The following is a 17,774-nucleotide window of genomic DNA, read 5'->3' as shown; positions in this document are numbered from 1 at the left end:
ACCATATCCTGCGGACGCCGAAACGGCTGCAATCTGCAGTGTCGAGCCGCTCGGTCGGGGGAAAGACCCCGCCCTTCCCGTCTCTCAGAGCATGGTCCCGAAAAGTTGTCAGACTTTTCGGACAAGACCATGCTCCAAAGAAAAAAGCGGCGCATGTATCTTTCGACCCGGCGAAGAGCCGGATCGGAACATGCGCTGCATCTTCTTGCCGTTTCAGGCGCCATTTCAGTCATATTAATGGGTCCGCACCCTAAAGACCGGAGTCTGTTTTAACTAATGGCTCGACCGGTATGATCGAGAAAACCCTGACCTCGTCGCAAAATCTTAGAAACGCAGCCTCTGCCTGGAGCGCTCTGTTCCATACGACCTCACTATCCAGCGTCAGTCCATAGCTGTTTCGCTCGCGGTGGCGAAAAGCGCGTAGCACATCGAGCGCTTTGTAACAATCATCAGTAATTACGGCCTCGCGAATGCCAGGAAATGGATGTGCCATTCGTTTTAGAAGCGAAATGTGCCAACCTTCATTGTGATCGACTTTGGCGTCATCAACATCATTCGCGATCATTCCCATGACCCGTTCACAGCCGGTGTAGATTTTTTCGATTCCTGATGCGAGGCCTTGTACCGCGAGCCATAACCAGGCGGGTTCTGCATTTACCACGTCACGTAGCATCTCGACTTCACTACCAATGTCACTCAGTTCATTTTCTATATCAACGAAGATGCCCCGCACTGACCGCCTCCTTGCAGAAGCGATCGCGCTTATGAGGAGGTATGTCATCAATATAGATGACATCGAACCGAAAACCTTGCAGACAATCTTCTACAGTACCTTCAATTCCATATTTTAGATGACGAGGGCATTCCAGAACGAGGAAATCAATATCCGACGACTGGCCAAAGCGTCCATTGGCGAGCGAACCGATTACCTTCACATCTACCCCAAGTTTAGCAAGGGCTTCACTAGCAGCACGAGCACGCGAAACGGCCAAGCTTCGCCGTGTAGCAAGCCGCGCGGCAGCGAATTGCTTGGACGGGACAGCGATGGTCTTGTCGGTGCTGGGCACGGTCATTCCTGTATTTTGTTCATTCGGTAGATATGAGATTTCTACAGGGTCAAGTCAAATCCCGTGCTGAATGCGTCACGTCCCGCGCGGCTTGGCGCGGCTGGTCGGCGTTGCGGAGCCGGCATCTTCCGGCCAGACATGCCTTGGATAGCGGCCGCGCATGTCGCTGCGCACATCCGCCCAGGAGCCTTTCCAGAAGCCGGGAAGATCGCGGGTGATCTGGATCGGTCGATGTGCGGGTGACAAGAGTTCAAGCAGGAGCGGGATGGTTCCGCCGGCAATCGCCGGATGCGTGCCGAGCCCGAAGAGCTCCTGCACACGCACGCTCAGCACTGGTTCACCTTCATCGTAGCGGATCGGAATGTTGGAGCCGGTCGGTACTTCGAAATGCGTGGGTGCAAGGGTGTCGATCTTGCGTTGGAGATCATAGGGGACGAGCGAGCGCAGACCCTCGATCGGCACATGCGCCGGGATTTGATTGAGTTGTGCCGCGCCCTTGAGGAAGGGCAACAGCCAGTCATCGAGTGTTGCGGTGAGGGCGTCGTCATCCATGGCTGGCCACGGCGCACCAAGCCCCTGATGAAGCCAGGCAAGACGGCGGCGCAGGATCGTTGCTTCCTTCGACCATGGCAGAATGTCGAGACCATGCACACGTACGGCGGCGATGACGCCAAGATCGGCTTCGTCACCGCTTGGCGCTGGCAGCGTCTTTTCGGACAATGCGATGGCGCCGATGCGCGTGGCATCGCGCGCCTGCAGGGCATTTCGCGCGGGATCGTAGGTCACCTGCCGTCCGCTGACGATACGATCAGCCAAGGCATCGCGGATTTCTGCTTCGGTTACCTCCGCCGCCGCGAGGATACGCGCGCGCCCGGCACGGCCTGCGAGATCGGCCACGACCAGCCATGACGATTTGGCCAGCGATGTGGCGGGATCCACCTCGCCACCGCGACCGTTTGCCAAAGTATACTGACCAGTGAACTGGCCATTGCCACGCGCCTTGGCGATGCGGTCGGGATAGGCCCCAATCAGCAGCCGGCCAACGCTGTCGGGATCAGCGGCACTCGTAGTCTCGCGTCCGGCGAGCCGTTTCGCCAGGGATCGCGCCCGGGTCGCGCGGTCGCCGCGTTCGCGCTGGAAGCGTGAAAGCCGCACATCGACGTCGATATCATTGCCACCAAGACCCCGTTCGGTCAGGAGCATGGCAAGCTCCGCGGCGCGCATTGCCTGACCGCGTGGCCGAGCGGTCAGCACCATATGGGCGAGCCGGGCGGGGAGCGCCAGCGCACGCATTTCGTTGCCCATGGCAGTTATACGATCATTTTCCAGTGCGCCGAGATTTTCCAGAAGCGTCTTGGCTTCCTTGATCGCAGGGGCCGGCGGTGCATCGAGAAAGGCGAGGCTCGCCGGTTCCGCCACGCCCCAGGCGGCGCAATCGAGAACCAGGCCGGTGAGGTCTGCTTCAAGGATTTCCGGCGGGGCGAAGGCTTCCAGCGCCGCGGTCTGCTCGGCCCGCCACAGCCGCAGCGCGATGCCGGGCTCCGTTCGTCCGGCGCGGCCGGCCCGCTGGTCCACCGCAGCGCGCGATGCACGGACTGTTTCCAGCCGCGTCAGTCCTGTCGCTGGTTCGAATTTTGGCAGCCGCGCCAAGCCGCTATCGATGACGACGCGCACGCCGTCGATGGTGATCGAGGTTTCGGCAATCGAGGTGGCGATCACCACCTTGCGCTGACCTTTCGGTGCCGGCTTGATCGCCGCGTCCTGATCGCGTCCTTCGAGCGCGCCATAAAGCGGCACGATAATCGTGTCAGCGGGCACACGTCCTTGCAGCGCCTCGGCGGTACGTTCGATCTCGCGCTGGCCGGGCAGGAAGGCGAGGATGCTGCCGGTCTCATCCGCAAGCGTATCGCGAACGGCCTTGGCCATGGCATCCTCGATCCTCTCGTCGGGATTGCGGCTCCGATAGCGGATATCGATGGGAAAGGAGCGGCCCTTGCTTTCCAGAATCGGCGCGTCATTGAGCAGGCGCGCGACCCGCGCGCCATCGAGCGTCGCCGACATGACGAGGAGCTTCAGGTCCGGCCGCAATGCTGCCTGCACGTCGAGCGCCAGCGCCAGGCCGAAATCCGCATCGAGACTGCGCTCATGGAATTCATCGAAGAGCACGGCGGCGATGTCTTTCAGGTCCGGATCGTCGAGGATCATCCGCGCGAAAACGCCTTCGGTGACGACGAGGATGCGGGTCTTCGCCGAAACCTTGTTCTCAAGCCGCATGCGATAGCCAACTGTCGCGCCGACATCTTCGCCGAGAAGACTCGCCATGCGGCTGGCCGCAGCGCGCGCTGCGAGGCGGCGCGGTTCGAGCAGGATGATGGTGCGGTTCCCGCGCCAGGGCGCATCAAGCAGATGCAACGGAATGAGCGTCGTCTTGCCAGCACCGGGCGGCGCAACCAGCACGGCAGCGTTGCCCTTCGCCAGCGCCTCGTTGAGCGCAGGCAGGATCTCGGTGACAGGAAGGGCAGGCAGGTCTCGCAAGGTGACGTCCATTGGTGAATACGGTGGCGTTTTGACAAGGTTTACGCCGTCAAGTCCACCGATTTTCGAAGTCGACCAGCTTTGTACGTTTCTCATTAGACTTTGTGCCAATTGACGCGGCCTCCCGATCTCTAAAAAGATCATCCCTATAAGAAGTCATACTTTTCGATCTGGGAGGATCATTAAAGTGAATTTCAGGCTGGTTTACCTCGCGGCCTTGCTTTGCCTTGCGGCCTGCAATGGCTCGGGCGATTCAACCAATGACGGAACATTCAGCGGAGAGACCAAGGCCGATGCGCACGAAAAGGCACAGGCGGAGGTAGCCACTTTCAAGGCGAATGGTCTCGCGGAAGCCAACGCCGAGATAAAGATCCTCAAGGACGAGACCGCAAAGACCAAGGTTGAATTGCTGGCTGGGGGCCTATCGAGAAGGACAGGTCCAATGGTGAGGAGAAGGCAAATGATGGCCCACCTTCGAGCGTTCGCAATGTAGCTTTCGCTAAGGGACTCGGCGTCTCCGCGCCCACGCAGATTTTCTATCGTCCCGCAGGCAAGTGCTCGCAATTGACCGTCGCGGTCGGCGTGGATGATTATTATTTTACCAAGCCAGAATCAGAACGTAAGGGCAAAGGCAATGTGGCGTTCGAGATCTGGGGCGACGGCAATCTGCTGGCGGAGAGCGGCGTGATGACGCCGTACAGTCCAAAAAAGACCCTGACCGCCAACCTGGCGGATGTCTCCACACTGAGGCTCATCGTAAAGCCGTCGGATGACAAGGATGCCTATGATTATCCCGACTGGGCCGAACCCAAAATCACCTGCCAATGATTATCGCCCGCGGCGGTTTCATACGGAACTGCCGCCACATGCGGGATGACGATTTTTGCCTCATACTTTGGACGAAGCTCGGCTTTCCTCTTAGAACTAACACTATGATATCGCGGTATTTCCAAAAAGCATCGCCTGTGAAACAGACAAATTTATCGACCGATTAAACTTTAGGCGAATTGACGTGGCCTGCCCCGATCGAAAGGCTTGCTCTTTTGATCGGGGATTTGTCACACATGAATTTTCGAACGTTTTCGCTTTTCATTCTCGTTTTTCTAGCCGCCTGCAACAATAGCGATGTCAGTAAGGGAACTTTCGAACCAGAACCAGTCGTGATCCCATCTGTCTGGCCCGAAGATCATGCCGTTTTAGACCAGAACGTTTTCGATGGTGGACCGGAAGCAGGCCTTGAGCTGGTAGCGGTTGATGAAACGCCCGCCGTCAAGCACCACAGCACGACGATCAATGGCAAGACCGTCGAATATACGGCGACAGCGGGACACTTGATCGCGTACGCGCCGACGGATCCGGCCAGTCCCGGCACGACCGACGCGCAGGCCTCCATTTTCTATATGGCTTATACGCGCGATGATCTGCCGAAGGAGAACCGCCCGGTAACGTTCTTCTTCAATGGCGGTCCGGGATCCGCATCGATCTGGCTGCATCTGGGTTCATGGGCGCCCAAACGTCTGAAGACAAGCGAGCCGTTCATACCGGAAAGTGCATACACCGAAAAGCCGGCCACATTCCCGTGGATCGACAATACAGAGACGCTGCTGGACAAGTCCGATCTGGTTTTTGTCGACCCGGTGGGCACAGGTTACTCCCAGGCGATCAAACCGCACCAGAATCAGGAATTTTGGGGAATGGAGATCGATGCGCGCGTGGATCTCGATTTCATCAGACGGTATATCAACCGGAACAACCGCCAGCTTTCACCGAAATATCTCTACGGAGAATCCTATGGCGGCATCCGCATCCCGATCATAGCTAATTTGCTGGAGACGGCAGGAACAAAAAGTTTTGAGCCGGACCCGACCGGCAAGAAGCCGATCGTTCTGTCGGGCGTTATCCTGAATTCCCCGATCCTCGATTATGATACGAATTGCGGCCAGGGCGGGGATATGTCGTGCCGGGGCTTTTTGCCGTCCTATGGCATGGTGGCTGACTACTTTAATAAATCGACCAAGCGCGGCCAGACTTCTGCTCCCGATTATGCGAATACGTTAAGAACGTTTGTTACGGATAAATACAATCCCGCCTATGGGCTATGGCATAATCCTGAACTTGGTAGGTTGAAAGATCTGGCCGCAAATGCCGAATGGTTGGCTGGGATGCTTGCTGATTATTTCACCAATGACCCTGGTGCCGCCGAGTGGTTCGAAGACAAGGTTGCGGTAACCGCATATGCTACGGATGTCGCCAATTTCTACATCGCCAGATCAGCGGATCGTCCCAAATTCATTGACGAATTCGTTGCCAACCCCGTGGATAGAGCCAGGATACTCGCGGAAGTTGCCGCCGCTGCAGCAAAGGACGCTGTTCTCCCTGCATGGCTTGAATATACGCAATCGGCGCCCGGAATCGATTTCCTCAAAGATATGGCGAGTATAACCGGGCTCGATGTCAACTGGGTGGATGAGTTTGAAATGACACCGGGCAAATTCGGGGATAGCATCATGCCGGACAAAAACCTCGGTATCTATGATGCTCGCCTGAACATTCCCAAAGTGGGGGGCTATGACCTCACATTCTATGAGGACGTGGCATTCGCCGCCGGCATAAAGACGGTATTGCCGGACGAGTTCAACTATCACAATGCTTCGGAGTATTCTGTACTCGGTGATGTCATCCGTAGCCTGTGGAAATATGAGCGCGAAAACAAGCAGCAGAATTCCAGAAGCAGCATTCCGGATCTGGTTGGAACCCTCACATATGACTCAACCGTGAAAATGCTGGCATTGCACGGTTACTATGATCTGGTCACGCCCTTTCATCAGACAGAACTGGATTTGATCGGCGCGGGTCTATCTCAACGAATTCCGGTCGAGAATTTCGAAGGTGGTCACATGATGTATTATTCGGAAGAGGCGCGTGTACCGGCCAAGATGACGCTCGATGCGTTTTATGACGCTCCTGCCTACACCCCGCCGTCTGTCACCACACAGACCATGTCATTGAACTAGGAAGAGTATGATGAAAATTTACAACGTATCCCTCGCATTGATTGGAATGATCAGTGCTATTGCGGCGTGCATCACAACTTCCGGAGCCGGCGAGATACTGGGCTTTCCGCCGCGTGATCCTCCGGGTGTGGTGCGTCCAAAAATGAACCAGGCCACTGTACAGCAGGCGGTCGATCAGCAGATGAAATCCCGCTTCGAATCCGCGGCCGGTTCCGGCAAAGTGTTGACCGCGCAACAGGCGAGCGAAGCCGGTTGGGGATTCATCTCGGATCATTTTGCCGAAATCGATCGCGACAAGGACGGGTTCGTCAGTTTTTCCGACGTCTCGCGCTTTATGGCTCCTCGTTCGCCCTTAAGCAAAGCGCCGGTTCAGCCGGCGGGGACAAAGCCGATCCAGATCATCGAGTAGTCCGGCGCAATCGTCGACCGGCTATCACGCCCCGCGATAAATCCGACCCGCGGCATTTCGCGTCCAGAAATGTCGCCGGTCAGATTGACGACCCCTTATATGATCCTGATAGTGCATTCTCGCAAATCACCATGGTATGTTGATATTCACGCCATGGCGGCCTGCAAATGGCACTTTTCTGCGCTCCGGTGCTCGTGAACCCAAATGTTCACTGTGCTCCGGCTCTCAAAAAATACCATTTTCGGCTCGCCCTGACCTGAATCTCGACATACCAAATCGAGACGCACAAGGGAGACATTCATGAAATCGCGCGCCGCCGTTGCCTGGGAAGCCAAGAAGCCACTGACCATAGAAACCATCGAGATCGGCGGCCCCAAGCCCGGCGAAGTGCTGGTCGAGATCATGGCGACAGGCGTTTGCCACACGGATGCCTATACGCTGTCCGGTCTCGATTCCGAAGGCAAATTCCCGGCCATTCTCGGCCATGAGGGGGCGGGTATCGTGCGCGAACTCGGCGCCGGCGTCACATCGCTGAAGGTCGGCGATCATGTCATCCCGCTCTACACGCCGGAATGCCGCCAGTGCAAAACCTGCCTGTCGCAGCGCTCCAACCTTTGCACGTCGATCCGCGCGACGCAGGGCCAGGGCGTCATGCCCGATGGCACCAGCCGCTTTTCGTGCGATGGCGGCGAAGTGTTCCACTATATGGGCTGTTCGACGTTTTCGAATTTCACGGTTCTGCCGGAGATCGCGCTGGCGAAAGTGCGTGAAGACGCACCATTCGACAAGATCTGCTATATCGGCTGCGGCGTGACAACGGGCATTGGCGCGGTCATCTATACGGGCAAGGTCTGGCCGGGCGCCAATGTCGTGGTCTTCGGTCTCGGCGGTATTGGCCTCAACGTCATCCAGGGCGCCCGCATGGTCGGAGCCGACAAGATCATCGGCGTCGATCTCAATCCCGGCAAGGTGGCGATGGCGAAGAAGTTCGGCATGACCGATTTCATCAATCCCAACGAGGTCGGCAACGACAAGGTTGTGCAAGCGATCCAGGAACTGACCGACGGCGGTGCGGATTTTTCCTTCGATGCAACCGGCAACACCAATGTCATGCGCCAGGCCTTGGAATGCTGCCATCGCGGCTGGGGCACCAGCATCGTCATCGGCGTGGCCGAAGCCGGCAAGGAAATCTCGACAAGGCCATTCCAGCTTGTTACCGGACGCAACTGGCGCGGCACGGCCTTTGGCGGCGCGCGCGGCCGCACCGATGTTCCGAAAATCGTCGACTGGTACATGGAGGGCAAGATCGATATCGACTCGCTCATCACCCACACCATGCCGCTTGACCAGATCAACACCGCCTTCGACCTCATGCACGAGGGCAAGTCGATCCGCAGCGTCGTAACGTTTTGACGGACGCGCCTGCATATAAGGTTGTCTTATCCGGGCTCGATGGGCTTAGCCCGCGCGACCTTTATGCCATGCTGAAACTGCGGGTGGATGTGTTCGTCGTCGAGCAGAAATGCCCTTACCCCGAGCTCGATGGCAAGGATATAGATGCGCTGCACCTGCGCCTGCTGTCGGGCAAGGAGCTCGTGGCGAGCGCGCGCATCAGGAAGCCCGCCAAGAACGATCCGGCGACGCGGATCGGGCGGGTTGTTGTTTCGCCGGACCATCGCGGCAAGAAGCTTGGCGACAGGCTGATGGTCGAAGCGATCGCGCAATGCGAGCGGCTTTATCCGGAAAGCCCGATCAAGCTGTCGGCTCAAAGCCAGTTGCTGCGCTTTTACGGATCCTTCGGCTTCGTGCCGGTCTCGGAGGAATATCTCGAAGACGGGATTCCGCATGTCGACATGCAGCGCCCCGCCGCCATAACGACGGAGTGACGAGTGATGTGGAAGCGGCATAATCCCTTTTATATTGCGGCTGTCGTCGGTCTTATAGCGCTAGCGCTGGCACCGGGGCTGGCTCTGTCGCCGCGCAATGCCTATGTCATCGCCGCCAATGTGTTCTTTGTGATTTATCTGTTTTTCTCTGCACTAAAAATCCACAAGCTGACGCCGGAATACTTGCGGAAAAATGCGGCAAGGTCCGATGAACCCGTCTGGATCATCTTCGCAGTGACCTTCGGTACCGTTGTCGTGGCTGTCGGATCGTTGTTTGCAGTGCTCAACTCCGGCCAGAATCCGCTGCCGCTCGATATGTCGCTTGCGCTCGCAGTTGCTTCGGTGCCGCTTGGCTGGCTAACCATCCATATGATGGCGGCCATCCACTACGCCCATCTCTATTGGCAGCCGGACGAGGATGCAGAGGGAACCAAGGACAAGCCACGCAGACATGTCGGCGGACTGGATTTCCCTGGCGGCAAGGAGCCGGGCGGTATCGAATTTCTGTATTTTTCCTACATTATCGGCATGACGGCTCAGACCTCCGACACCGCCATCACCAGTACCGAGATGCGCAAGATCAATCTCCTGCACGCCATCGTCTCATTCTTCTTCAACACGGTGCTCGTTGCCGTTGCCGTCAACGTCGTCGTCTCACTCGGCCAAAAACCATAGTCACGGGGAATTTATGGAAACGCTATCGATCGCCAAAAGCTTTGAGGGTACGCAAGGGGTTTATCGCCATCGCAGCGATGCCTGCCAATGTGACATGACCTTCGCAATGTTCCTGCCGCCACAGGCAAAAGAAGGACCGGTGCCGCTGCTCTGGTACCTGTCAGGGCTGACCTGCACGCATCAGAACGTGATGGACAAGGGCGAATACCGCCGTATTGCCGCAGAGCTCGGCATTGCCATCATCTGCCCGGATACCAGCCCGCGCGGCGAATATGTTCCGGACGAAAAGGATAATTGGCAGTTCGGTAGCGGCGCAGGCTTCTATCTCGATGCGACCGAGGAGCCCTGGTCGACGAACTATCGGATGGCGACCTATATCGGCGAGGAACTGCCGGAACTGGTCGCCGCCAATTTCCCGGTCGATATGCAACGCCAGAGTATTTTCGGTCATTCCATGGGTGGCCATGGCGCTCTCACGTTGGCCTTGAAGAATCCGGGCCGTTTCAAGTCCGTTTCCGCCTTTGCGCCGATCACCCGGCCGATGGTCGCTGGCTGGTCACGCCCGGCTTTCGAGAAATATCTCGGCAGGGATGAGGCGGCATGGCGCGCCTATGACAGTGTCGCGCTGATCGAGGATGGTCACCGGGTGCCTGAACTGCTGGTCGATCAGGGCAAAGCGGACGGCTTTCTCGAAGATGGCCTGCGGCCCTGGTTGCTCGAAGAAGCGTGCGAAAAGGCCAGTATACCGCTGACCTTGAACATGCGCGACGGCTACGACCATTCGTATTTCTTTATCTCGACATTTATGGCCGATCATATCGCCTGGCATGCGGAGAGGTTGGGATAAAATTGTGCCAATGATTTCGGCCGGTACGATTGAGATCGTGCCGGCCGTCTTCGAGATGCCAGCCCCTAGTTTTTCAAGGACATTGTCAGCGTCCCCGCCGCTTTGGGTTCAAGCCGCGTTATAGTGACGCTGCCCTGCTCCAGAACCGGGGCTGTTGTGCCTTCCAGCCCTTGGATGTTCTCAGCGGTCTGCCCGTCTTTCAAGCCGTATATACGCAGTTTGACAGTCTTCCATGATGGCGTAAACGTGCCCTCGATGGCGCCGAAGCTGACTGTTATCTGGTTGGCGGTTTTGGTGCAGGTAAAGCTGCGGCGGTAATAATCGCCCTTCTGATAGCCGAACCCGTCACCGGCATCCATGTAGACCGTGCCGGCGCATTTATCGCCGGGATAGATCGCCAATTCCAGCTGCTCGAGCTTCTGGACGTCGCGGGTACTCTTGACGTCCGCCACCTTCTCCTCGGGCAGGCGAGGAATGATCGATCCGCCCCGCACAAACACTGGCAAACCTTTCAGGCTGGGTGAGGCAATGGTGTAATTCCAGGCGGCGCTTGTCCCTTCCTTGGGCTCAGGCAGAATCTTGCCTGTCCAGTAATCATACCATTGGCCGGGCGGCATCAGGGCGTCATAGGGCCGTGTATGCGGTGAGACCGCTACTGGATAGGCGGCATCCTGAGCGGTCACGGCAAAACTGTCAAAATTGACGTTGCCGCTATCTGATGGCCCGTAACTTATGGCGAGGGTGTGATCGCCGGGGGTGAGGTTCAAGGGAAATGATACATTGCCCCATGTATCCCAATTAGCCAGCCGTGGTAGTGTGAGTTGGCCGTCAACACTGATCCCATCGACGGACACGGTTACTGTTTTGTCAGAACCGGTGGCATTGGCATAACGCACTTGTAGAGCGTAGCGACCATCCGCCGGAACGCCCTTCAAGGTCGTCGTGATTGTCGCGCCGGGGTTTGGGTAGAAGCCAGAAACGAAACCCGAACCTGAAAAGCCCGCGTGATCGGTTGCGGTTATTGCGCTTCCCGACCGTCTTGCGTTTTCTGCCTCGAATAGCGTCCCAAACGGCATGATACCCTGCTCGACAGGTGAGGGGGCGACAAGCAGGTTGGCGCCGAACATGAACTGCGTTTCGGCGTCAAGATCCATCACTCCGGCTGACGGCTTGACGGTTGAGGCAATACCGGGGAATTCGAGGAACATCCGCCGCATCATGGGAATGCCGCTACGTGAGGCTTCTTCGGCCATGGTGTAGATATAGGGCATCAGCGCATAGCGCTCCCTGATATATTTGGTGCGGATAGCCAGATCATCGATATTCCTATCCGTGCCCAATTTCTCCCATGGTTCCTGCCGGTCGGTGCCTGACTCAGTGTGATCACGGCTGATTGGATAGAACATTCCAATCTGCAGCCAGCGGGTGAGCAACTGCGACGATGGGCTTCCTGCATACCCGACTGGCCCGGCGAGCCGTCGAGTTGGGCAAGGACGATGCGGTTGCCCTCACGCGAAGCGGCCACGCGCTCGGCCATCTCGTCGGCGACCTCGATGGCGGCATCGCATTGCTCGACCGGGCGCTGGTACTCAATCCGAACCTGGCGGCTGCGTGGTTCCTCGGCGGCTTCCTGAGAACCTGGCGCGGCGAATCAGACGGCGCAATCGAGCACTTCGCGCGCGCAATGCGGTTGAGCCCCCTGGATCCGGAGATGTATCGAATGCAGGCCGGAATGGCGATGGCGCATTTGTTTGCAGGACGGTTCGACACGGCGTCGTCATGGGCCGAGAAATCATTCAGGGATTTGCCGAGCTTCCTGATGGTGGTCAGCATCATTGCCGCAAGCCACGCGCTTGCCGGCCGAATGGACGAAGCGCGGCGAGCGATGCACCGTTTGCGCCAGCTTGATCCGGCGCTGCGCATCTCCAATCTCACGGATTGGCTTCCGATCCACCGGCCGGAAGATCTCGCTACGTTCGTGGAGGGTCTGCGAAGAGCAGGGCTGCCAGAGTGACTGCCGGAATCACTGTGATTGCTGCCATGCGTGTTCGCTTGCCAGCGTGTTGAAGCGGCTATCGGCGCAAGCTCAGCAGAAGATCTCTTTGCTGAACTCAAGTCTGATCTCGGGACTATCGCAGATGGCCTTCACGCCGTAACTGGAGAAATGCAGACGCCATGTCGTCATGCGTGTCGGGTTTGGCATGGCAAAGCAGGCGCAGGAAAGCAGCGCAAGGTTAATTCCGTCGCCGGGATCGCGCACGGATTGATAACGGATAAGCTCGATGCCTGCTTCATGCGCCGTGTCGGCAAGATCGAGACAGGCGGAATAATCAGTCGGGTGCGTCCATTGTCGCGCCTGCTCGACAAACGGCGCGGCGGTCAGGTCAATAGCGTGTGTTGTGGCATAGCGCGTTTCGAAGGCGGTGAATTCCAGCGCATTGCGCAGCCAAGGCGTGCCGGGACTTTCGGTGAAGAACAGCAGCCTGTAGAAAGCGGTTTCGGCGACAGCGGTTTCGACTTGCTCGCTGGCATAGAAGACGCCGGGCGAATAGCCTTCCCGCCGAAAGCGCGAGTTGCCAGGATAGCGGCCATAGCGGAATGGTGTCGCCAGCAGGTAATCAAGATGGGTGCAGGCTGGTGGAACTGGTGGCTTGGTGGCTTCGAGTTCGTCTTCAAGCAGAGCCTGCTCATCGAGCGTATCGACGAGCTTCATGGTGGAAACGCGGTGCTGCGCTTCAACCAGACGCCAACAGGCGCCATGAATTGACCGGGACTCAGATCGGAGCGCGGCGGGCGTCCAGATAGGCGAGGACATGGGCGAGACCGTCAATGGTTTTGATCCGGTTGAGCGGCTTGCCGCCGAGCATGGTGTTGTCAGTTCGTATCCACTGCCGTGCTACCGCATCATCGCCGCCGACGATCGCATCGAGCGAGCGGTAGAGACGGATGAACAGGAGCGCGAGTTCATAGCTCTTGCCGGTGAGCGGACCGGCACCTTCGCTGCGCTTGAGCCGGGAGATACTGGGTTCGGACAGGCCGACGACGGTTGAAAGTTCCTTGGCGGTCAGACCCAGCAATTCGGCGGAACGCAGCAACGCTTTGGAGACAACGGCGGTCTTGCTCGGGGTTTCTGGGATATGTTGCGCGGTGGTTCGCATGGGTTGGTCCTTTCACTGGAAATAAATATAGATTAAATTTCTTGTGAAATCAAGGTGATTAGTATTCGGGAAGTTGCATATCCATCGTGCGTGGTTCGACGGGGCTCACCATGAGGGAGGTGGGCTGATTGCAGGGAGACACATTCTGCAATGTTGGTGACTATCCTGTAGCCCACCAACATCCCTCATGGTGAGCCCTGTCGAACCACGCTAGCGGTTTTGCCAAATTACTATCGTCTCGCCGTCACGGTCATCGGCAATCCGCCGTCCGGTTGGGTGGTGAGTTTCTGCACGGGCCATGGCTTTACATCCGCAGCCATATCGAAGCGGTAGCGATGGAGCAGGGTTGCCAGAGCGATAATGGCTTCCTGCAGCGCAAAGCTGGCGCCGATGCAGACGCGCGGCCCGGCGCCGAAGGGCAGGTACTGGAAACGGTCGATCTTGTCGCGGTTTTCCGGATGGAAACGCGATGGCATGAAGGCTTCCGGGTTGTCCCAATAGAGCCGGTGGCGATGCACTGTCCACGGCATGACAAGGACCGCTGCGCCTTTCGGCAGTTTCAGATCCTGATATTCATCGTCTTCGATCGGCTCACGATTGATCGACGGCGCGGGTGGATAAAGCCGCATGGCTTCCTCGAAGGCGGCGCGGGTGAAGGGCAGGGCGTCGAGCCATTGATGCGGCGGCGGCACCTCGCGCTGACCCATGAAAGCATCGATCTCCTGTTCGATCAGATCGCGCTCCCATGGCGCCTTCGCCAGAAGGTACAGTGTCCAGCCAAGCGCCCGGGCCGTGGTCTCGTGGCCCGCGCCAATGAAAGTGATGATATTGTCTTCGATTTCGGCACGGGAAAGACCCTGCGGCCCTTCGGCTCTCAGGAGAAGGGTGAGGAAATCATTCGGGACCTTGTCGCCTTCTTTCTCCATGCGGACCTTCCGCATCTCCATCGTGTTGGCGACGATCTGGCGGAAGAAGGCGAGGGCACGGCGCCCGCGTATCTGGGTGAAGCGCGGCAGCCAAGCCGGAGCGCCGAGAAGATCGAGCGGATCGACGCGGCCCATGGTTTCAAACAGGCGGTCGACCTCATGCGAGAACTGATCCGGATCACCGGCGATCTCGCCAGAGAACAAGGTCTCGGCGAGAATATCATAAGTCAGCATGGTCATGTCGCGCGATACATCGGTCGTGCCGGTAAGACCTTGATAGCGATCAGCGAAAACGTCGGTCGTCCGCTTCATGCTTTCCGCAAAACCATCGATGTGTCGCGGCGTGAAAACCGGCGCCATGGCCTTGCGCGAACGCTTCCAGACATCGCCTTCCGCCGTCAGCAATCCATCGCGCAGGATAGGGCGCAGGATGCGCTGGCGCACCGCCGCCATCTTGTAGTTTTTCGCATTATCGACGAGCACGTGGCGGATCAATCCCGGATCATTGGCGATGATCGTGTGGGCGAAGGACCAGTCGATAGAAACCCAAGGTTCATTGTAGGAAGGTTCGCCCCACAATTCGAGCGGATTGCGGTATATGGTGCGGATAAGCTGCAATGTGCCGACCGGACCAGTGCGCGGCACCGGGGCGGGGGGGACAAAAGCGGTTCTCAACGTATCCATTGGGCCTCCATGGTCCCGATGTGGGGACAACCAGGCGGGATGTCCACAAAATCGGCCATTATACCTTCGGCCAATGGCGATGATTCTGCGCTGGTTTCGCCTTGACGCCAAGACCCGAATGAGGTCTGTTTCGATAAACGCCTTATGAACCAAAATTCCAGCTCAAAACTACCCCGCCTTCTTCATATTTTATTACATAATATCAATACGTTAATTGCAATTATATTGTGAGGTTTTTTATTATGGCATTTCGCTTGTGCTGGCTTCTGCTGGCGATTTTTCTGGCATCCTGTAGCGGTGGATCGGATTCTGAACAATCCGCTGGAACCTTCGATACTCCTGATCCCGTCACGTCCGTCCAACCGGGCCGCTATGGAGCCAACGATCTAATCGAGCGCTCCGCCGTTTCCGAAATACCATCCAGCAAAGCGCAGACAATCAGTTTGAACGGCAATGTCATCTCATTCACCGCGACGGCGGGACATCTGATCGCTTACAACTGGGCAACGTCCCCAGCCAAGCCGGCAGATTTGACGACAATCGATGCCGAGGCGGCCATCTTTTATACCGCCTATACGCGAGACAGTCTTCCGCATGCAAACCGACCAGTAACATTCGTATTCAATGGGGGCCCAGGCGGTGCGTCCGCGGATCTGGATCTTGATTTTCTCGGGCCAAAGAGCATAGACCCTTCCTCCACGCCGGCAAATCTACTATTCATCGACAATCCCAACACACTTCTCGACCGAACGGATCTTGTCTTTGTCGACCCGGTCGGAACTGGCTACTCCGCAGCGATCAGGCCGCATCGAAACTCGAATTTTTGGGGTATCGACAGCGATGCGAAGGTCCTGCGTGATTTCATCACGCGCTACATCAACATCAATAATCGTCAAAGCTCGCCGAAGTATATTTACGGTGTTTCCTATGGCGGCATTCGCGCCCCGATCATCGGCCGGCTGCTGATTGAAAGCGGCACACGTGACTATGTTGCCGATCCGAGCAATCAACCGGCGAATATTCTAAGCGGTCTGGTCCTGAACTCACCCATGCTGGATTACAAAACGGACTGCTACTTTCCAGGCGTCTCCTGCGGTGGTGCGCTGCCGACATACGCCATGGTGGCCGACTTTCACAAAAGATCGACCGAACGCAACGGCTTACCGATCGCGACATTTTTAGCGGGTGTCCGCACTTTTGCCGGCGACTTCAACAAGCTTTACAATAGTGTCTTCGGCGGCGTTTCGCTGAAGACGCCTGATCGTTCTGGATGGGAAGCGTTCCTTAAAAAGCCGGAAGCAGCGGGCTTCCTCAACAAGCTTTTTCAGCTCACGGGAATAGGGAAAACATATCAGCCAGGTGACAACAGGAACAACAACCCCTGGATCGACAATCCAAATATGAACACGGTCCAGTTCACTGAGAAATTTAGTCCCGGCGGAGGAAAGCTCAAGGTGAATGACGGGCGGTTTTACCGTACGGAGACTATCGATCCGGTTTTTGACCGCACGGATGTCTATTACGATTTCATCCAACGCTATCAGGCGCATTTATCAACTACAGTTCGACATCCCGTTACTTGGGTTTTAACGGAGCAATCATCGATAACTGGGACTTTGAACCTGACCCAAGGCTGGCCATTGGTGGGGGCCGGACGGGAGCCAGCATTCCCGATATGGCTTTCAGCATGACACTGAATCCAAGCCTGAAGGTTCTGATTCAGCACGGATATTATGATCTCAATACACCCTTCCATCAGTCAGAACTCAATGTCGGGACTGCGGGGTTGTCGGCAAAGATACCCGTCAAACTATACGAGGGCGGCCACGGGGTTTCGCCCTTCGATACAGGTTCATATGATCTGCTCATTCACGAACTCGACGCATTTTACGATCAGGGCCAAGCACAAACACTCGCGGCTCTGAACGCTCCCGTTACAGAGAAGGAAACACCATGAGCATGCGTCCCTTGATTTTCATGACGGCATTGATTGCTTCTGGCGTCCAGACGTCAGCGTCAAATGCGAATGATGCCATTACGCTGACTAGGCCGGAAAGAGGCGCGCAAATCCGTCTGCAGCGTGCCTATGCTCTGCCGGAGTCAACAGCTCGGAAAGCCTCGGTGCCGGTGACGCGTGAAACCGTTCTCGATACTGTCGACAAGCATATTGAGGCGCTTTTCGACAGGGCCACCGATCCTTCGACGCACCTTGTAACCCCCGCATCTGCGGATAAGGCAGGATCGGGCTTCCTTATCGATCATTTTGCGGAAATAGACGGCGACCGTGATGGTAGTCTTCGGTTTAGCGAGGTCAAGAAGTACCTCAATGCACAGTCCCCCATCGCAAGGCCAGTTGCCGAAGGGATACAAATCATCGAGTAGCTCGGTATCAGGACGTTTCACGGATCGGTTGCTTTAGAGATCGTGCCTCAACTCATCCCCTTCCAGGGAAACGGGTTGGAGCCACAACTGTTTGGTCGATCCACAACTTGGCCATCATCCGTGGATATCAAGCCCCCGAGAATTGGAAAAACCTGCATTAATCACTATATCTAACGCGGTAATGGGGCCAT

18 protein-coding genes and 1 pseudogene are annotated in these 17,774 nt (G+C 57.1%); 12 read left to right on the top strand and 7 right to left on the bottom strand.

All coding sequences use genetic code 11. From position 1 onward, the window contains the following. Positions 1–250 precede the first annotated feature (250 nt). From ACSQ3H_RS01140 to hrpB, 3 genes are all read right to left on the bottom strand, one after another. A complete protein-coding gene (locus tag ACSQ3H_RS01140) occupies positions 251–733 on the bottom strand; it encodes a hypothetical protein (protein ID WP_436115334.1) in 483 nt (160 codons plus the stop codon). Further along, positions 714–1,073: a nucleotidyltransferase family protein gene (locus ACSQ3H_RS01135; RefSeq protein WP_436115333.1), complete on the bottom strand. Its 360-nt coding sequence runs from the start codon at positions 1,071–1,073 to the stop codon at positions 714–716. Before ACSQ3H_RS01135 ends, ACSQ3H_RS01140 begins: the two co-directional genes overlap by 20 nt. A 69-nt stretch (positions 1,074–1,142) precedes the next feature. Next, positions 1,143–3,602, bottom strand: coding sequence for an ATP-dependent helicase HrpB (gene hrpB, locus ACSQ3H_RS01130; RefSeq protein ID WP_436119310.1), 2,460 nt, complete (start codon positions 3,600–3,602; stop codon positions 1,143–1,145). A gap of 187 nt (positions 3,603–3,789) precedes the next feature. Here hrpB and ACSQ3H_RS01125 point away from each other — a divergent pair, with 187 nt between their 5' ends. From ACSQ3H_RS01125 to fghA, 8 genes are all read left to right on the top strand, one after another. Continuing rightward, positions 3,790–4,095 carry a hypothetical protein gene (locus ACSQ3H_RS01125; protein ID WP_436115332.1) on the top strand — a complete coding sequence of 102 codons (306 nt, stop codon included), beginning with the start codon at positions 3,790–3,792 and terminating at the stop codon, positions 4,093–4,095. After that, positions 4,008–4,430 carry an NPCBM/NEW2 domain-containing protein gene (locus ACSQ3H_RS01120; RefSeq protein WP_436119309.1) on the top strand — a complete coding sequence of 141 codons (423 nt, stop codon included), beginning with the start codon at positions 4,008–4,010 and terminating at the stop codon, positions 4,428–4,430. Before ACSQ3H_RS01125 ends, ACSQ3H_RS01120 begins: the two co-directional genes overlap by 88 nt. 236 nt (positions 4,431–4,666) lie before the next feature. Then, positions 4,667–6,616 (top strand): S10 family serine carboxypeptidase-like protein, encoded by a 1,950-nt coding sequence (locus tag ACSQ3H_RS01115; RefSeq protein ID WP_436115331.1) that lies wholly within the window; start codon positions 4,667–4,669, stop codon positions 6,614–6,616. Between the two features lie 7 nt (positions 6,617–6,623). Then, a complete protein-coding gene (locus tag ACSQ3H_RS01110; RefSeq protein WP_436115330.1) occupies positions 6,624–7,025 on the top strand; it encodes an EF-hand domain-containing protein in 402 nt (133 codons plus the stop codon). A gap of 300 nt (positions 7,026–7,325) precedes the next feature. Next, the gene (locus ACSQ3H_RS01105) at positions 7,326–8,438 is read left to right on the top strand and encodes an S-(hydroxymethyl)glutathione dehydrogenase/class III alcohol dehydrogenase (protein ID WP_436115329.1); all 1,113 of its coding nucleotides are present in this window, start codon (positions 7,326–7,328) and stop codon (positions 8,436–8,438) included. Continuing rightward, positions 8,435–8,911, top strand: a complete 477-nt coding sequence (locus ACSQ3H_RS01100) for a GNAT family N-acetyltransferase (protein WP_436115328.1) — start codon at positions 8,435–8,437, stop codon at positions 8,909–8,911. Before ACSQ3H_RS01105 ends, ACSQ3H_RS01100 begins: the two co-directional genes overlap by 4 nt. Positions 8,912–8,917: 6 nt before the next feature. Then, positions 8,918–9,586, top strand: coding sequence for a DUF1345 domain-containing protein (locus ACSQ3H_RS01095; protein ID WP_436119308.1), 669 nt, complete (start codon positions 8,918–8,920; stop codon positions 9,584–9,586). 13 nt (positions 9,587–9,599) lie between these two features. Then, a complete protein-coding gene (fghA, locus tag ACSQ3H_RS01090; RefSeq protein WP_436115327.1) occupies positions 9,600–10,433 on the top strand; it encodes an S-formylglutathione hydrolase in 834 nt (277 codons plus the stop codon). A 65-nt stretch (positions 10,434–10,498) separates the two neighbouring features. Here the strand turns inward: fghA and ACSQ3H_RS01085 are convergent, their stop codons facing one another. After that, positions 10,499–11,839, bottom strand: coding sequence for a DUF5110 domain-containing protein (locus tag ACSQ3H_RS01085; protein WP_436115326.1), 1,341 nt, complete (start codon positions 11,837–11,839; stop codon positions 10,499–10,501). 53 nt (positions 11,840–11,892) lie between these two features. Between ACSQ3H_RS01085 and ACSQ3H_RS01080 the strand changes: the two are divergent. After that, positions 11,893–12,447, top strand: a pseudogene (locus ACSQ3H_RS01080) (tetratricopeptide repeat protein); the annotation flags it as partial. A 72-nt stretch (positions 12,448–12,519) separates the two neighbouring features. On the opposite strand, the gene ACSQ3H_RS01075 reads toward ACSQ3H_RS01080, so the two are convergent. The 3 genes from ACSQ3H_RS01075 to ACSQ3H_RS01065 all read right to left on the bottom strand — a co-directional run bounded on the left by ACSQ3H_RS01075 (position 12,520) and on the right by ACSQ3H_RS01065 (position 15,201). Beyond that, positions 12,520–13,248, bottom strand: a complete 729-nt coding sequence (locus ACSQ3H_RS01075) for an RES family NAD+ phosphorylase (protein WP_436115325.1) — start codon at positions 13,246–13,248, stop codon at positions 12,520–12,522. Then, positions 13,208–13,591, bottom strand: coding sequence for an MbcA/ParS/Xre antitoxin family protein (locus tag ACSQ3H_RS01070; protein WP_436115324.1), 384 nt, complete (start codon positions 13,589–13,591; stop codon positions 13,208–13,210). Before ACSQ3H_RS01070 ends, ACSQ3H_RS01075 begins: the two co-directional genes overlap by 41 nt. A 230-nt stretch (positions 13,592–13,821) precedes the next feature. Then, entirely contained in the window at positions 13,822–15,201 is a 1,380-nt protein-coding gene (locus tag ACSQ3H_RS01065; RefSeq protein ID WP_436115323.1) for a cytochrome P450, read from the bottom strand. A 242-nt stretch (positions 15,202–15,443) separates the two neighbouring features. Here ACSQ3H_RS01065 and ACSQ3H_RS01060 point away from each other — a divergent pair, with 242 nt between their 5' ends. Genes ACSQ3H_RS01060 through ACSQ3H_RS01050 form a run of 3 tightly spaced genes read left to right on the top strand, consistent with a single transcriptional unit; the run spans position 15,444 to position 17,583 of the window. Beyond that, on the top strand, positions 15,444–16,892 hold the full coding sequence (locus tag ACSQ3H_RS01060; protein WP_436115322.1) for a S10 family serine carboxypeptidase-like protein: 1,449 nt from the start codon (positions 15,444–15,446) through the stop codon (positions 16,890–16,892). Then, positions 16,889–17,158, top strand: a complete 270-nt coding sequence (locus ACSQ3H_RS01055) for a hypothetical protein (protein ID WP_436115321.1) — start codon at positions 16,889–16,891, stop codon at positions 17,156–17,158. Before ACSQ3H_RS01060 ends, ACSQ3H_RS01055 begins: the two co-directional genes overlap by 4 nt. Then, positions 17,155–17,583 (top strand): hypothetical protein, encoded by a 429-nt coding sequence (locus ACSQ3H_RS01050; protein WP_436115320.1) that lies wholly within the window; start codon positions 17,155–17,157, stop codon positions 17,581–17,583. The genes ACSQ3H_RS01055 and ACSQ3H_RS01050 overlap by 4 nt, the downstream gene beginning before the upstream one ends. The last annotated feature ends 191 nt before the right edge of the window (positions 17,584–17,774 follow it).

Source organism: Phyllobacterium sp. LjRoot231, from assembly GCF_964253365.1.
GTDB lineage: Bacteria > Pseudomonadota > Alphaproteobacteria > Rhizobiales > Rhizobiaceae > Phyllobacterium.
The sequence above is the reverse complement of the archived record's forward strand: the minus strand, read 5'-3'. Positions and strand labels throughout refer to the sequence as shown.

Excerpts from the sequence above, each read along its gene's own strand:
- ACSQ3H_RS01135 (WP_436115333.1), bottom strand. The coding sequence starts at position 1,073 with ATGACCGTGCCCAGCACCGACAAGACCATCGCTGTCCCGTCCAAGCAA.
- ACSQ3H_RS01115 (WP_436115331.1), top strand. The coding sequence starts at position 4,667 with ATGAATTTTCGAACGTTTTCGCTTTTCATTCTCGTTTTTCTAGCCGCC.
- ACSQ3H_RS01110 (WP_436115330.1), top strand. The coding sequence starts at position 6,624 with ATGATGAAAATTTACAACGTATCCCTCGCATTGATTGGAATGATCAGT.
- ACSQ3H_RS01105 (WP_436115329.1), top strand. The coding sequence starts at position 7,326 with ATGAAATCGCGCGCCGCCGTTGCCTGGGAAGCCAAGAAGCCACTGACC.
- ACSQ3H_RS01095 (WP_436119308.1), top strand. The coding sequence starts at position 8,918 with ATGTGGAAGCGGCATAATCCCTTTTATATTGCGGCTGTCGTCGGTCTT.
- fghA (WP_436115327.1), top strand. The coding sequence starts at position 9,600 with ATGGAAACGCTATCGATCGCCAAAAGCTTTGAGGGTACGCAAGGGGTT.
- ACSQ3H_RS01085 (WP_436115326.1), bottom strand. The coding sequence starts at position 11,839 with ATGTTCTATCCAATCAGCCGTGATCACACTGAGTCAGGCACCGACCGG.
- ACSQ3H_RS01075 (WP_436115325.1), bottom strand. The coding sequence starts at position 13,248 with ATGTCCTCGCCTATCTGGACGCCCGCCGCGCTCCGATCTGAGTCCCGG.
- ACSQ3H_RS01070 (WP_436115324.1), bottom strand. The coding sequence starts at position 13,591 with ATGCGAACCACCGCGCAACATATCCCAGAAACCCCGAGCAAGACCGCC.
- ACSQ3H_RS01065 (WP_436115323.1), bottom strand. The coding sequence starts at position 15,201 with ATGGATACGTTGAGAACCGCTTTTGTCCCCCCCGCCCCGGTGCCGCGC.
- ACSQ3H_RS01060 (WP_436115322.1), top strand. The coding sequence starts at position 15,444 with ATGGCATTTCGCTTGTGCTGGCTTCTGCTGGCGATTTTTCTGGCATCC.
- ACSQ3H_RS01055 (WP_436115321.1), top strand. The coding sequence starts at position 16,889 with ATGACACTGAATCCAAGCCTGAAGGTTCTGATTCAGCACGGATATTAT.
- ACSQ3H_RS01050 (WP_436115320.1), top strand. The coding sequence starts at position 17,155 with ATGAGCATGCGTCCCTTGATTTTCATGACGGCATTGATTGCTTCTGGC.